Below are 14,679 nucleotides of genomic sequence, written 5' to 3'. Positions count from 1 at the left end.
TCTGGTTCGTCGTTCCGCATCTTCAAGCTCGATTCGCAGCAGGAAAATTCCGTGACCGATGCCGCCGCCGACACCCGTCCTCGTCCTCTGGAGGGCCTCAAGGTCATCGACCTGACCCGGGCGCTTGCGGGGCCGTACGCCACGCTGCTGCTGGCGGGACTAGGCGCGACGGTGATCAAGGTGGAGGACCCGCGCGGCGGCGACCTGGCCCGAGAGAACAGCCCCTATGTCGGGCGAGAAGGCGTCAGCGTGGAGCGCCTGCATGAAGACGATCTGTCGATTTCCCACCTTACCCGGGCGCGCGGCAAGTACGGCGTCAGCTTGAACCTCAAGCACCCCAAGGCGCGGGAGGTGTTCGCCGACTTAGTGCGCGACGCCGACATTGTGGTCGAGAACTTCACCAGCGGCACCGCCGACCGTCTGGGCGTCGGCTATGCGGCGGCCAAGGCCGCCAATCCGGGGATCATCTACTGCTCCCTGAGCGGCTTCGGCGCGGGCGTGTCCGAGGGCAGCAAGGCGATGGACGTGCTGATTCAGGCGCTCAGCGGCGCCATGTACACTAGCGGCGGGCCCGACGATCCGCCCGTGCGGATCGGCATTCCGATGGCCGACATGCTCGCGCCCGTGTTCGGGGTCATCGGCGTCCTGGCGGCGTTGGAGCAACGGAGGCGCACGGGCCAGGGGCAGCATGTCGACGTGTCGATGCTGGGCGCCCTGACCTCGTTCGTGGCCATCGAAAATTGGCAGGCCATGGCGTTGGCGGGCATGGAGGCGCGCACCGGCCTCACCGTTCAACGCCTCTCGCCGTTCGGTGTCTTCCGCTGCGCGGATGGCTACGTCTCGATCGTCGCGGTGCACGAGGGCCTGGCGCGCGGCCTTTTCCGCGCCATGGAGAATGAGGCGCTAGGCCACGATCCGCGCTTTGAGACTCGCGACCGCAGGGTCGCCAACGCCAAGGTCTTGGAAGCGCTTATTGAGGCCTGGTCCAGCCGACTGCCCACCGCCGAGGTCGTCCGCCGACTGGAGGCCGAGGGCGTTCCGGCCGCGCCGGTCCGCCATCCCGCCGAAGGTCTGCATGATCCTCGCGTGCTGGCGCGGGGCGAGACGGTTCCGATCCATCATCCGGGCTATGCGCGAGATGACGGCCTGATCACCAGCGGGGTGCCGATTCAGTTCTCCGAAAGCCGGACCGGCTTCGATTCGGTGCTGCCGGTGGCGGTCGGGGAGCACAACGCGACGGTCTATCGCGAGCTGCTGGGCTATTCGGAAGAGCAGGTCGAAGCGCTGGCCCAGGCGGGCGCGATCTGATGGCGGCCCCGAGCCTGGCCTGTGTGGGGGCGGACATTCCGCGCGAACTGATCGCGGCGGCCGGCTTCACGCCTTTTCGACTGGCGGCCGACACGACCGCCACGACGATCGAAGGGCTCGCCGGGCAGTCGCCTCGCACCCGCGCCTTGCTAGCCCAGATCCAGACTGGCTCCTTCGCCGCCATCGCCATCGCCCATGGCTGCGCGGAAGACGCCCAGCTTTTTTCGGTGTTGCGCGAGCTGTCGCTGATCGGGTCTCTGGATGGGCCTCCCTTCGCGCATCTCGACGTCCTTTACGGCGCCGATCCGGCGATCGACGCCTACAACCGGGCGCGACTGGTCGCTTTCAAGGCCTGGCTGGAGGGGGTGACCGGAAAGGTTGTCACCTCGGAAACCTTGCGCGACGAGATCGCGCGCGCGAACGCCCAGCGTCTCAAGCTGTCGCAAGTCTTGTCACTGCGCGCCGAGCCGACTCCACGGTTGAGCGGAGTCCAGGCGCTAGACTTGATCCGCGCTCTGTCTCAGGTGTCGCCGGAAGACGGAGACGGCCTGATCGACTTGGCGTTGACCAACGCGCGGCCGGTGATGGGGCGACGGGTTTTGGTCACGGGTTCGCCGCACGAGACCTCCGCCCTATACGCGGCCATCGAGGCGGCGGGATGCGTGATCGTTGGCGAGGATCATGACTGGGGCGAGACCTTGGCGAGCGCCATGCTCGACGAGTCTCTGGACCCGCTAGAAGCGTTCGTCACGCGGTGGCGGACGCCGCCGCTGTCGGCCCCGAGCGGCTCAAGCCGGATGCGCGCCCAAGCCCTCGCGGCGCGCGCCAAGGCGCTGGACGTGGACGCCGTGATCCATGTCCGCCTGCCCGGCGACGAGGCGTCTCCGTGGGATGTCGCGGAGGCTCGGAAAGCTCTGGAGCACGTCGGCAAGCCTCTGGCGACCTTGCGACTGAATCCCGCGCCGACCGCGGCGGCGGTCGTTGATATCGCTGACAAGCTCTCCGCCTTCTTCGCCGACCCTTCGTTCTCGCGCGCGCCGCCGCCGTCAGCGCCAAAGCGGGCCGCTTCGGCGGAAGAACGGCCTGCAAGCGCCAGCATTGGTCGTCGCAGTCACAAGGCCCTGACCTCGACCGCCGATTTCGCGGCGTGGCAGCGGGACTGGTTCGCCGATGTCCGGCGGAAAGCCGCCGAGGGGCCGTTCGCGGTGGTCAACGCCGACGCGCCGCAGGAGATCCTGCGGGCCATGGACATCCCCTATGTCGTGAACCAGTGGTGGGCCTCTATCGTCGCGGCGAAGCAACGCGGCCGCGACTATGCCACGCTGCTGAGAGCGGCGGACTATCCGTCGGATGTCGAGTCCTACAGCGCCCAAGGCCTGGCGGCCGCCCTGGATACGGACCTGGAGAACGCGCCGTGGGGCGGCCTTCCAAAGCCCGACATCCTTGCCCTGACGACCGGATCGGATGCGGGCGCCAAGCTGTTCGAGGCCTGGTCCCGTGAGACGGACGCCGAGCTCTTCGTCTTCTCGCGTTCGATCGAGGGCCGCTGGGATTTGCCGACCGAATGGTGGTCCGACCTGCCCGAGCGCTGGGATGACGCCCTGGAATCCGAGCGGCTTGATCTATTGACCGCCCAACTTGAGGCCAGCATCCCGCGCCTCGAAGCGATCACCGGGCGCAAGTTCAATCCGGCGCGTTTCGTCGAGGTGATGAACCTCGTCAACGAACAGGAAGACTACTACCGCCGCACGCGTGATCTGATCGCCGCCACCCATCCGGCGCCGGCGGGCATCGTCGACACCATGCCGGCGACCATGGTGCCGCAATGGCACCGAGGCTCGACCTGGGGGCGTGACGCGGCCAAGCGCTTCTACGAAGAGGTCGCCGCGCGCGTCGAGGCCGGAGAGGCTGCTTGCGCGGGCGAGAAGATCCGCCTGATGTGGGTCGGACGGGGCCTCTGGAGCGACATGGGCTTCTACCAGCGCTGGGAGGAGAGCCACGGCGCGGTGTTCGTCTGGTCGATGTACCTGGGCCTGGCGGCCGACGGCTATTTGCGGTTCTTCGACGGCGAAAAGGACGCCATGCGCGCTCTGGCCGCGCGCTTCGTGACGATGGGCGACGAGCTGCGCATGCCGACCTGGGCGGGCGCCTGGCACGTCAAGGAGGCTCAGACGCATGGTGTGCACGGTGCTGTGGCGATCGACGACGCCGATCCCTTCGTCCTGGCCGCCCTGGAACGCGCCGGCGTTCCGGTGTTGCGCCTGCCGATGAGCAATATGAGCCTCGACGGCGACGCCCTCGAGGCGGCCGTCACGACCTTTATCGAGAGCCTTTGACCGCCTAACGCCCCTGTCCCGTTCCAACCCGCCAGGAGAGTTCCGATGAAGCTTCCGATTTTGGCCGCGACGCTGGCCATGGTCCTCGCCGGCGCCGCCGCGGCGGCCGAGCCAGCGCCTCCGCCTTATCTGGCGGTGATGGAAAGCGACCCGAGTTTGCCGACCCATACGGTCTACCGGCCGGCGGACTTGACGGCCGTGGGTAAGGCAAAGCTTCCGATCCTGGCCTGGGCCAACGGCGCGTGCGCAAACGAGGGCGACGCCTTCGCCAAGTTCCTTACCGAGATCGCCGGGCACGGCTACCTCGTCGTGGCCATCGGCCCGATCGTCGGTCCCAAGCCGCCGAACGCGGGGCCGCCGCCGCGACCTGACATGAACGCCCCACCCAAGACCACCTCGTCGCAGCTCATCGACGCCATCGACTGGGCGATTGCCGAGAACGCGCGGCCGAGCAGCCGCTACAAGGGGCGTCTGGACGTCCAAAAGATCGCTGTGATGGGCATGTCCTGCGGCGGCCTGCAGGCCATCGAGGCGTCGGCCGACCCCCGCGTCACCACCACGGGGGTGTGGAACAGCGGCGTTCTGGGGACGGGGACGGGCGGCTTGCCCGGCGCCAACGTGACCAAGGCGAGCCTGAAGGCCCTCCATGGTCCGGCGATCTATGTCAGCGGCGACGCCAGCGACATCGCCTTCGGCAACGCCAACGATGACTTCGCGCGGATCGACCATATCCCGGTCGTTCGAGCCTACGAGGATGGCGTCGGCCACGGCGGAACCTATGGCCAAGCGCGCGGCGGCGCGTTCGGCGAGGTGGCCGTGGCGTGGCTGAACTGGCAGTTGAAAGGCGACGCAGCTGGGCGGGCCATGTTCGTTGGCCCTGAGTGTGGGCTCTGCGCGCGACCAGGTTGGCACGTCGAAGCCAAAGGGCTGAAGTGAGATCCGCCGAGCTGGGCCGCGTAGGCTTCAGCCCAGCTCGGCGATCACCTCGGCGGCCTCGGTGAAGGCGGTGTTGGCGGCGGGCACGCCGGCGTAGATCGCCGTCTGCATCAGCACCTCCTTCAGCTCGTCCTGCGTGAAGCCGCCTTGCTCCAGCCCGGCGCGGACGTGGAGGCGGAACTCTTCCCAGCGGGCCAGGCTGGCGCAGATGGCGAGCACCAGCAGCCGCCGAGTCCGGTGATCCAGCCCGGGGCGGCCCCAGATTTCGTTCCAGGCGTAGCGGGTGATCATCGCCTGATAGTCGGCGGTGAAGGCGGTGCGCTTTGCCAGGGACTTGTCGACCCAGGCGTCGCCCAGGACCTTGCGACGGTTTTCGAGACCTGCTTCGAACAGGGTGTCCTTGGCCTCGCGCACCGCCGTTCCGCGCCGAACCTCTCGGACGAAGTCGCGCACCGCGCCGGCTAGGGCCGTGGGCGTTTCCAGGCTCGGCAGATGGGCGCCGCCGATCTCGACATGGCGCGCGCCGGGGACCGCCGCGACAATCTTCTCACCGTGACCGGCATAGGGCGTCGCGAGGTCCTTGACGCCGGTGACGACCAAGGTGGGCGCGGTGATGCCGGGCAACCGGTTGAGCAGGGCCATGTCGCGGATGGCGGCGCCGCAGCCGGCGTAACCATCGACGCTCTGGGCCAGCATGCCCGCGCGGACCGTCTCGACGACTTCTGGATGCGTGGCGCGGAAGCTTTCCGAGAAGAAGCGGCCCATAACCGCCTCGACGATCGCGCCCATGCCCTCGGCGCGGATCAGGGCCAGGCGCTGATCCCAGGTCGAGGGATCCATGGCCGGCGAGGTGCAGGCCAGGATCAAGGCCTCGACGCGCTCGGGGGCCCTGGTCGCCAGGGCCATGGCGATCATGCCGCCCAGCGAGGTGCCGCAGATGCTGGCCTTGCTGGCGCCGGCGGCGTCCATCACCGCGAGCACGTCGTCGGCCAGAAGGTCGAGGCTATAGTCGCCGGCGGAGGCGTCGGACGCGCCGTGGCCGCGAGTGTCCATGCGGATCACCCGGAAGTCCGGGGTCAGCAGCGGAACGACCGGATCGTAGAGCGAGAGGTCCGTGCCGATCGAGGTCAGCAGCACCAGAGCCGGCTTGTCGGTCGCGCCGTCCTGCCGCCAGTAGAGGCGCGCGCCCTGCGAGGTTGCGAAAGGCATCAGCGGTCCTTTTCGTAAGCGGCCAGCGCCTGGGCGACGAGCGCCGCGCTTTCGCCGGTGTCGGTTCCGACCTGGGCGGCGGCGAGGTTGGCGGTCATGCGGCCCTCGTCGACCTCCAGGCCTTCGATGACCGTGACCATGGCGGCGAGGGCGCCGTGGGTCAGTTGGAACAGCTCGGCCAGCACCGGAGCCTCCGCCTGCCAACCGCCCAGGCCGCGCTCGTGCTGCTGGGGCAGGGCCGAGACGATAGTGGCGGCCAGATGCGGCGCGCGGATCGCCGCCGACAGCGCGACCTGGCATCCGGTTGGATTACGCTTGTGGGCCATGGCCGAAGAGCCGCCGCGTCCGGCCTGGCGCGGCTCGAAGGCCTCGCTGACCTCGACCTGGGCCATCAGCGCGACGTCGCCGGCGATCTTGCCGATCGCGCCGGTCAATATGGCCAGGGCGGAGGCGAGGCCCGCCAAGCCTTGGCGCTCGGCGTGCCAGGGGAGGGCGTTGGCGAGGCCCAGCCGGTCGGACAGCCGCTCGGCCAGCGCCGCGCCCTGTCTGTCGAGTCCCGCGCGAGAACCAGTCGCGCCGCCGAATTGCAGGCGGATGGCGGCAGTCTCGCGCTCGAACCGGTCGAGTGCGCCGGCGACGCCCGACAGCCAGGTAGAGGCTTTTAGGCCAAAGGTGATCGGCAGGGCGGCTTGCAGCAGGGTGCGACCCAGCATCGGCGTCGCTGCGTGAGCGCGGGCGAGGGCGGCCAGGGCGTCCGCAAGAAGCGCGGCGTCGCGCCGGATCAGCGCCGCGCCGTCGCGGGCCTGCAGCATCAGGGCGGTGTCGGCGAGGTCCTGGCTGGTCGCGCCCTTGTGGACATGCTTGGCGGCCTCGGGCGTCACCCGCGCTCGCAGGCGTTCGACCAGCGGAATGGCCAGGGTGCCAGCGTGAGCGGCGGCGTCGGCGAGTTCGGCGATGTCGAACGCGGACGCGCAGGCGGTGGCGATCGCTTCGGCGTCGTCTCGCGGGATCAGCCCCAGCTCGCCCTGCGCCAGAGCCAGCTGGGCCTCGAACGCCAGGGCCGCCTTCAGCAGCGCCTCGTCGCCGAACACGGCCAGCATCTCCGGCGTCGAGGCCGGTCGGTCGCGCAGCAGGGAAGGCAAGGGGGGCGACTCCGTTCAGCGTCAGATGTCGAAGAAGACCGTTTCGCCTTCGCCTTGCAAGACGATGTCGAAGCGCCAGACGCTCGCGCCGTCCTCCTCGCCGACGCGGCGGGCGATCAGCGTGTCGCGGCGCTGGTCGGGGACCAGCCCAAGGATCGCGTCGCTGGCGTTGGCGGCGTCGCCCTCGAAATAGGCCCGGGTGACCAGGCGCTTGAGCAGGCCGCGACCGAAGACGCCGACGGCGATGTGCGGGGCGTGGCCCTCGCCGATCGAGCCGGGCCGGACGGTGCGGAAGCGATAGACGCCTTCCTCGCTGGTCGAGGATCGGCCAAAGCCGATGAAGCCGGTGTTGCCCTCGGCGTACCTGCCGGCCGCGTCGGCCTGCCAGATCTCGACCATGGCGTCCGGGATGACCTGGCCGTCGGCGTCGATCACCGCGCCTTCCAGCACGATCGTCTCGCCCGCGATCTCGCCCTTGGGGCTCGGCGAGGCCAGCACGTAATGCTCGGGCGGCATCAGCTCGGGGCGCGCCCCGATCTCGCTGGTTCCGACCAGGTCGGCGCCGCCCTTCCACGGCAGGCCGTAGTGGAAGAAGGGGCCGACCGTTTGCCAGGGCGTCTGGCCGAAGATGGCCGGGTCCTGGTTGTCCTGGCGCGGGGCGGGGCGGGCTTGTTCGGGGGTCATTGGCCGTTCTCGAAAGGCGTGGCGTCGCGGCCGCGCAGGACGATGTCGAACACGTAGCCCAGCGCCCAGTTCGGCTCGGTGGTCTCGAGGTCGAAGCGCGAGACCATCCGCTGGCGGTAGGGCATAGGGACGGCGTTGGCGATAGGATCGATCTCGATCAGCGGATCGTCCGGGAAGTACATCTGCGTCACCAGCCGCGTGGCGAAGGCCGGGCCCAGCAGCGACAGGTGGATGTGCGACGGCCGCCAGGCGTTCTTGTGGTTCCGCCAGGGATAGGCGCCCGGCCGCACCGAGATGAACCGATAGCGGCCCTCGGCGTCGGTGATCACCCGCCCGGCGCCGGTGAAGTTGGGGTCCAGCGGCGCGTCCCACTGGTCCTTCTTGTGGATGTAGCGGCCGGCGGCGTTGGCCTGCCAGACCTCGACCACGGTGTGGGGGACAGGGCGGCCGTCCTCGTCGACAACGCGGCCCGAGACGACGATCCGTTGGCCCAAGGGAGTCCCCTTGTGCTGGGTCGTCAGGTCCGCCATCGACTCGCCCATCAGCCGCGACCAGGCGTTCGCCGGCCCGGTGGTCTCGGTCAGGGTGTGGGGGATCCTGACTAGGGGCTCGCGCGGCGAACGCGAAACGGTCGAGGCGTAGTCCGGATAGAGAGAGGGCGGTTGGCCTGCGTCTTCGCGGCGATAGGAACCAGGCAGGATCAGGCTCATGGAAATCTCCTAGACGCGCTCGAGCGCGAGGGCTGCGCCCTGGCCGACGCCGATGCAGAGGGTGGCGAGGCCGCGCTTGCCGCCGGTCGCCTCGAGCTGCCGCAGGGCGGTGAGCACGAGCCGCGCGCCGGACGCGCCCAGGGGGTGGCCCAGAGCGATGGCGCCGCCGTTGGCGTTCACATGCTCGCCGTCGTCTGGCAGGCCCAGTTGGCGCAGGACCGCCAGGCCCTGGGCGGCGAAGGCCTCGTTCAGTTCAACGACGTCGAAGTCACTGATCGAGAGCCCGGTCTTGCCCAGCAGCTTGCGCACCGCCGGCACGGGGCCGATGCCCATGACGCGGGGCGGCACGCCGGCCGTGGCGTAGCCGGTGATGCGGGCGCGCGGCGTCAGGCCATGGCGTTTGACGGCGTCCTCCGAGGCCACGATCAGGGCCACCGCGCCGTCATTGACGCCCGAGGCGTTACCGGCGGTGACGGTCCCGCCTTCGCGGACGACGGGCTTCAGCTTGGCCAGGGCCTCCAGGGTCGTCTCACGCGGGTGCTCATCGCGCTCGACGATCGTCGGGCCGGCCTTGCCGGGGATTTCGACAGGCGTGATCTCGCCGGCCAGGAAGCCGTTGGCTTGAGCGGCCGCGGCCCGCTGCTGGCTGCGCAGGGCGAAGGCGTCCTGGTCCTCGCGGCTGACCTGGTAGTCGGTCGCGACGTTCTCGGCCGTCTCGGGCATGGAATCGACTCCGTACGCCTTGCGCATGGCTGGGTTCACGAAGCGCCAGCCGATGGTGGTGTCGTAGATCTCGGCGTTGCGCGAGAAGGCGCTGTCGGCCTTGCCCATCACGAACGGCGCCCGGCTCATGCTCTCGACGCCGCCGGCGATGACAAGGTCGTTCTGGCCGGACAGGATGGCGCGGGCGGCGTAACCGACGGCCTCCAGGCCCGAGGCGCAGAGACGGTTCACGGTGACGCCGGGAACCTCGACCGGATAGCCGGCCAGCAGCAGGGCCATGCGGGCGACGTTGCGGTTGTCCTCGCCGGCCTGGTTGGCGCAGCCCAGCACCACCTCGTCAAGGGCGGACAGGTCCAGGCCGGGATTGCGCGCGGCCAGCGCCTTCAGCGGGATCGCCGCCAGGTCGTCGGCCCGCACTTTCGATAGCGCGCCGCCGTAGCGGCCGATGGGCGTACGGATCCCGTCACAGAGATAGGCGGTGGTCATGCGAAAGCTCCCGCGTCGAAATCGGCCTCGGTCTTGGCCTTGATCTCGTCGAGGGTGACGCCCGGCGCCAGTTCGATCAATGTCAGGCCGCCCCCTTTGCGGTCGAGGTCGAAGACGCACAGGTCGGTGATGACCATGTCGACGCAGGCCGCGCCGGTCAGGGGGAGGGCGCAGCGCTTGAGGACCTTGCTCTGGCCGGCCTTGTTGGCGTGGTCCATGACGACGATGACGCGCTTGACGCCGGCCACCAGGTCCATGGCCCCGCCCATGCCCTTCACCATCTTGCCCGGGATCGTCCAGTTGGCGATGTCGCCGTTCTCGGCCACCTCCATCGCGCCCAGCACCGTCAGGTCGATGTGCCCGCCGCGGATCATGGCGAAGCTTTGGGCGCTGTCGAAGAAGCTGGAGGTCGGCAGCTTGGTGATCGTCTGCTTGCCGGCGTTGATCAGGTCAGGATCGGCCTCGCCCTCATAGGGGAAGGGGCCCATGCCCAGCATGCCATTCTCGCTCTGCAAGGTGACGTGCACGCCCTCGGGGATGTGGTTCGCCACCAGGGTCGGAATGCCGATGCCCAGGTTGACGTAGAAGCCGTCCTTCAGCTCACGGGCGGCGCGGGCCGCCATCTCGTCGCGGGTCCAGGCCATTACACAGTCTCCCGGGGACGGGTGGTCAGCTTCTCGATGCGTTTCTCGTTGATCGTCGACTTGATGATGCGGTCGACATAGATGCCAGGCGTGTGGATCGCATTGGCGTCCAGTTCGCCGGCCTCGACGATCTCCTCGACCTCGACGATCGTCACCTTGCCGGCCGTCGCCATGACTGGGTTGAAGTTGCGGGCCGTCATCCGGAACATCAGGTTGCCTTCCGGGTCGGCCTTCCAGGCCTTGACGATGGCGAGGTCGGCGCGCAGCCAGGTCTCGCGGACGTACTGTTCGCCCTCGAAGGTCTCGACCGGCTTGCCCTCGGCCACGACCGTGCCGACGCCAGTCTTGGTGTAGAAGGCCGGGATGCCCGCGCCGCCCGCCCGGATACGCTCGGCCAGGGTGCCTTGCGGGTTCAGCTCCAGCTCCAGCTCGCCCGACAGATAGAGCTGCTCGAACAGCTTGTTCTCGCCCACGTAGGACGAGATCATCTTCCGGATCTGGCCGTTATTCAGCAGTATCCAGAGGCCAAAGCCGTCGGCGCCGCAGTTATTGCTGATCACCGTCAGACCCTTGACGCCTGTGTCCTTCAGGGCCGGGATCAGGGTCTCGGGATTGCCCGACAGGCCAAAGCCGCCGGACATCAGGGTCATGCCGTCGAAGACGACGCCCTCCAGGGCCGCGGCGGCGCTTTCGTAGATCTTGCTCTTCATGCTTGCTCCGAAGCCTCCTAGACCAGCGGGAGGCCGACGTAATTCTCGGCGAGGGTGACCTGGGCGGCGCGCGAGCCGCGCATATAGGCGAGTTCGGCGACCTGCATCTTGCGGTCGAAGCCGTCGCGGTCGGGGAAGCGGTGGGTCAGGCTGGTGAACCACCAGGAGAAGCGCTCGGCCTTCCAGACGCGGGCGAGCGCCCGAGCCGAATAGCCGTCGAGGCCGGCGTCCGAGCCTTCCAGATAGTGCTCGGTCAGGGCCTCGCCCAGCATGATCACGTCCGAGGCGGCCAGATTCAGGCCCTTGGCGCCGGTCGGCGGCACGATGTGGGCGGCGTCGCCAGCCAGGAACAGGCGGCCATGGCGCATGGGCTCGCTGACGAAGCTGCGCAGCGGCGCGATCGACTTCTCGAACGAGGCTCCGCGCGTCACCCGGGCTCCGGCCTCCGGACCCAGCCGCAGGCAGAGTTCGTCCCAGAAACGCTCGTCGCTCCAGTCCTCGATCTTCTCGTCCAAGCCGCACTGGATGTAGTAGCGGCTGCGGGTGGGTGAGCGCATCGAGGCCAGGGCGAAGCCGCGCTCGTGGTTGGAATAGATCAGCTCGTGGTCGCACGGCGGTACGTCGGCCAGCACGCCCAGCCAGCCGAACGGATAGACGCGCTCGAAGGTTTTCAGGACGTCGGCCGGGATCGTGGCGCGGCTGACGCCGTGATAGCCGTCGCAGCCGGCGATGAAGTCGCAGTCCAGCCGCTGCTCGGCCCCATCCTTGCGCCAGGTGACATAGGGCTTGGCGCCGTCGATCTCGTGCAGGGCGACGTCCTCGGCGTCGAAGACGATGCGCACGCCGCGCGGCTCGGCCGCGTCGAACAGGTCCTTCATCACCTCCTGCTGGCCATAGACCATCACCGTCGAACCGCCCGTCAGCTCGGACATGTCGATGCGGAAGAGGTCGCCGTCGGCGGCGATGTTGGTGCCGGTATGGATCAGGCCTTCGGCGCGCATCCGCTCACCCAGGCCCAGTTCGTTCATCAGATCGACCGTGACCTGCTCCAGAACGCCGGCGCGCACGCGGCCCTCGACATACTCGCGATCGCGGCGCTCGATGACGACGGCGTCGACGCCAGCGCGACGCAGCAGATGCGCCAGAAGCAATCCAGCTGGTCCCGCGCCGATGATGGCGACCTGTGTGCGCATGTGGTCCTCGTTTCCACCCCGCCGCTCTGAGGCGGCTTGGGGAGAGAGTGCGGGTTCGGCGGGTTTCTGGGGATGGACAGAGCTGCCAAAAAGTTGGACTTTTCGCTTAGCGGCGCCAGTGCGCGAACGCTAATCAGGAGCGTTGCAGGTGCCCGATAGTTCAGCAATTCCTAGCTTTTTCCTCTTTGGAGAGCCGCTGAAGACGGTGCAGGGCAAGTTCATCCATCTCGAAGAGTTGGACGATCGAACGAGGCCCAATAATTGGAACATACGCGCGCACGCGCATACGGACCTCAACCACGTCTTCCACATTTCGGCCGGCGGCGGCGTGATGCATGTCGATGACGAGACCATCGCTTTCGCCGCGCCGTGCCTGCTGCTGGTCCCTTCGGGCCGGGTGCACGGCTTCGCCTACGAGGTCGAGACGGCCGGCTCGGTCCTGACGATCGCCGACAGCTATCTGCGCGATCTGACGGCCCGCGAGCCGGCTTTCGCCAGCCTGTTCCGCGCGCCCCGCCAGACGCCGCTGGACGCCCGCTCGCGGGTCGCCGGATCGCTGGCCGAGCTGTCGCGCGAGCTGGTCTGGACCGCGCCCGGCGGCGGGGCGGCGGCCGAAGCCCACCTGCTGACCATCCTGGTCGAGGCGCTGCGCCGGCAGGTCCAGGACGAGGCCGTCGGGCCGGCGCTGCAGGGCGGTCATATCGCCCTGGTCGCCCGCTTCCGCGAACTGGTCGAGACGCACTACCGCGAGGGCCTTCCGATGGAGGCCTACGCCCGCAAACTGGGGGTGGCCTTGCCGCGCCTGCGGGCCGCCTGCATGCGCGCCGCCGGCGCCTCGCCGCTGCGCTTGGTCCAGGATCGGCTGATGCTGGAGGCCAAGCGGGCGCTGCTGTACTCGAACATGACCATCGCCGAGGTGGGCTATCATCTGGGTTTCGAGGATCCGGCCTACTTCTCCCGGTTTTTCACCAAGGCCGAGGGGCGCTCGCCCAAGCGCTACCGCTTGGATCGGGCGACGCGACCTTCGCCGTTGGCGGCCTGACAATCGTTTGAAGCAAGCCAGGGATTGTGACTTGTCAGCATTGTTTGCCTGGCATACAAAGCGAGCGGCATACGAATAATCCGCGCGGAACAACGCGCTGCGCCGTCCAAGGGAAGGAACGATCATGAGCTCGACCCAAGCCGTCTTTGAGCGCCTCGACCCGATCACCGGCGCGGTCGCCACGACCTCTGTCGCCATGACCACCGATCAGGCCCGCGCCGCCGCCGACGCCGCGCAGGCGGCCCTGCCGACCTGGAGCGCTCTGGGCCCTAACGCCCGCCGCGCTTTGCTGTACAAGGCCGCCGAGCAGCTCGAGGCCCGCGCCGATGCGTTCGTGCAGGCGATGATGGGCGAGATCGGCGCGACCGAGGGCTGGGCGCGGTTCAACCTGATGCTGGCCGCCTCGATGGTCCGCGAGGCCGCCTCCCTGACCACCCAGATCAACGGCGAGGTCATACCGTCCGACAAGCCCGGTTGCCTGGCCATGGCGGTACGCGAGCCGGTGGGCGTGATCCTGGGCATCGCCCCCTGGAACGCGCCGATCATCCTCGGCGTGCGCGCCGTGGCCACGCCGCTGGCCTGCGGCAATACGGTGGTGCTGAAGGCCTCCGAGAGCTGTCCGCGCACCCACGGTCTGATCGCCGAGGCCTTCGAGGCGGCGGGCCTTCCTAAAGGCGCTCTGTCGATCGTCACCAATGCGCCCAAGAACGCGGGCGAGGTGGTGGGCGCCCTGATCGATCACCCGTCGGTGCGTCGCATCAACTTCACGGGCTCGACGGCCGTGGGCAAGATCATCGCCAAGCGCGCGGCCGAGCATCTGAAGCCGGTGCTGCTGGAGCTGGGCGGCAAGGCGCCGCTGATCGTTCTGGAGGACGCCGATCTCGATGAGGCGGTCAAGGCCGCCGCCTTCGGCGCCTTCATGAACCAGGGCCAGATCTGCATGTCGACCGAGCGGATCATCGTCGTCGAGGCCGTCGCTGACGCCTTCGTCGAGAAGTTCGCCGCCAAGGCCGCCAGCTTGGCGGTCGGCGATCCGCGCGAGGGCAAAACCCCGCTAGGCGCGGTGGTGGACCTGAAGACTGTCACCCACGTCCAGGGCCTGGTCGCCGACGCGGTTTCGGCGGGCGCGGTCCAGGTAGCGGGCGGCGAAGCCAAGGGCGTGCTGATGCCGGCCACCGTCGTCGACAAGGTCACGCCCGACATGCGTCTCTTCCGCGAAGAGAGCTTTGGCCCGGTCGTCGGCGTGATCCGCGCTCGGGACGAGGAGCACGCCATCGCCCTGGCCAACGACACCGAATACGGCCTGTCGGCCTCGGTCTTCACGCGCGACATCGCTCGCGGCCTGAAGGTCGCCCGGCGGATCCAGTCGGGCATCTGCCACGTCAACGGCCCGACCGTGCACGACGAGGCCCAGATGCCGTTCGGCGGGGTCAAGGCCTCTGGCTACGGCCGCTTCGGCGGCAAGGCCGGCATCGACGCCTTCACCGAGCTGCGCTGGATCACGGTCGAGACCCAAACCGGCCACTTCCCGATCTGACGCGCCGCGCGTCGCCTTA

At 68.8% G+C, this 14,679-nt stretch carries 13 protein-coding genes; 5 read left to right on the top strand and 8 right to left on the bottom strand.

Annotated features, from left to right (window positions below):
- Nucleotides 1–51 precede the first annotated feature (51 nt).
- From Q0379_RS19340 to Q0379_RS19330, 3 genes are read left to right on the top strand one after another with little or no spacing between them, the layout of a single operon-like run.
- The gene (locus Q0379_RS19340; protein WP_299015478.1) at nt 52–1,308 is read left to right on the top strand and encodes a CaiB/BaiF CoA-transferase family protein; all 1,257 of its coding nucleotides are present in this window, start codon (nt 52–54) and stop codon (nt 1,306–1,308) included.
- Complete coding sequence (locus Q0379_RS19335; RefSeq protein ID WP_299015475.1) at nt 1,308–3,644, top strand: 2-hydroxyacyl-CoA dehydratase; 2,337 nt, start codon at nt 1,308–1,310, stop codon at nt 3,642–3,644. The genes Q0379_RS19340 and Q0379_RS19335 overlap by 1 nt, the downstream gene beginning before the upstream one ends.
- Nucleotides 3,645–3,689: 45 nt before the next feature.
- Nucleotides 3,690–4,580 carry an alpha/beta hydrolase gene (locus Q0379_RS19330; RefSeq protein WP_299015473.1) on the top strand — a complete coding sequence of 297 codons (891 nt, stop codon included), beginning with the start codon at nt 3,690–3,692 and terminating at the stop codon, nt 4,578–4,580.
- A 27-nt stretch (nt 4,581–4,607) separates the two neighbouring features.
- Here the strand turns inward: Q0379_RS19330 and pcaD are convergent, their stop codons facing one another.
- Genes pcaD through pobA form a run of 8 tightly spaced genes read right to left on the bottom strand, consistent with a single transcriptional unit; the run spans nt 4,608 to nt 12,081 of the window.
- The gene (pcaD, locus tag Q0379_RS19325; protein WP_299015470.1) at nt 4,608–5,789 is read right to left on the bottom strand and encodes a 3-oxoadipate enol-lactonase; all 1,182 of its coding nucleotides are present in this window, start codon (nt 5,787–5,789) and stop codon (nt 4,608–4,610) included.
- Nucleotides 5,789–6,931: a 3-carboxy-cis,cis-muconate cycloisomerase gene (gene pcaB, locus Q0379_RS19320; RefSeq protein ID WP_299015467.1), complete on the bottom strand. Its 1,143-nt coding sequence runs from the start codon at nt 6,929–6,931 to the stop codon at nt 5,789–5,791. The genes pcaD and pcaB overlap by 1 nt, the downstream gene beginning before the upstream one ends.
- Nucleotides 6,932–6,952: 21 nt before the next feature.
- Nucleotides 6,953–7,615 (bottom strand): protocatechuate 3,4-dioxygenase subunit alpha, encoded by a 663-nt coding sequence (pcaG, locus tag Q0379_RS19315; RefSeq protein ID WP_299015464.1) that lies wholly within the window; start codon nt 7,613–7,615, stop codon nt 6,953–6,955.
- Nucleotides 7,612–8,313: a protocatechuate 3,4-dioxygenase subunit beta gene (gene pcaH, locus Q0379_RS19310; RefSeq protein ID WP_299015598.1), complete on the bottom strand. Its 702-nt coding sequence runs from the start codon at nt 8,311–8,313 to the stop codon at nt 7,612–7,614. The genes pcaG and pcaH overlap by 4 nt, the downstream gene beginning before the upstream one ends.
- 21 nt (nt 8,314–8,334) lie before the next feature.
- Nucleotides 8,335–9,534 carry a 3-oxoadipyl-CoA thiolase gene (gene pcaF, locus Q0379_RS19305; RefSeq protein ID WP_299015461.1) on the bottom strand — a complete coding sequence of 400 codons (1,200 nt, stop codon included), beginning with the start codon at nt 9,532–9,534 and terminating at the stop codon, nt 8,335–8,337.
- On the bottom strand, nt 9,531–10,178 hold the full coding sequence (locus tag Q0379_RS19300; protein WP_299015458.1) for a CoA transferase subunit B: 648 nt from the start codon (nt 10,176–10,178) through the stop codon (nt 9,531–9,533). The genes pcaF and Q0379_RS19300 overlap by 4 nt, the downstream gene beginning before the upstream one ends.
- Entirely contained in the window at nt 10,178–10,888 is a 711-nt protein-coding gene (locus Q0379_RS19295) for a CoA transferase subunit A (protein ID WP_299015455.1), read from the bottom strand. The genes Q0379_RS19300 and Q0379_RS19295 overlap by 1 nt, the downstream gene beginning before the upstream one ends.
- Before the next feature lie 17 nt (nt 10,889–10,905).
- Nucleotides 10,906–12,081, bottom strand: coding sequence for a 4-hydroxybenzoate 3-monooxygenase (gene pobA, locus Q0379_RS19290; RefSeq protein ID WP_299015452.1), 1,176 nt, complete (start codon nt 12,079–12,081; stop codon nt 10,906–10,908).
- Between the two features lie 148 nt (nt 12,082–12,229).
- Between pobA and Q0379_RS19285 the strand changes: the two genes are divergently transcribed.
- A complete protein-coding gene (locus Q0379_RS19285) occupies nt 12,230–13,123 on the top strand; it encodes a helix-turn-helix domain-containing protein (RefSeq protein ID WP_299015449.1) in 894 nt (297 codons plus the stop codon).
- 124 nt (nt 13,124–13,247) lie between these two features.
- Nucleotides 13,248–14,660 carry an aldehyde dehydrogenase gene (locus Q0379_RS19280; protein WP_299015445.1) on the top strand — a complete coding sequence of 471 codons (1,413 nt, stop codon included), beginning with the start codon at nt 13,248–13,250 and terminating at the stop codon, nt 14,658–14,660.
- Nucleotides 14,661–14,679 lie beyond the last annotated feature (19 nt).

The organism is uncultured Caulobacter sp. (assembly GCF_937900395.1).
Classification (GTDB): domain Bacteria; phylum Pseudomonadota; class Alphaproteobacteria; order Caulobacterales; family Caulobacteraceae; genus Caulobacter.
Note: the sequence above shows the minus strand (reverse complement) of the source record. Positions and strands in the feature narration are given on the sequence as shown.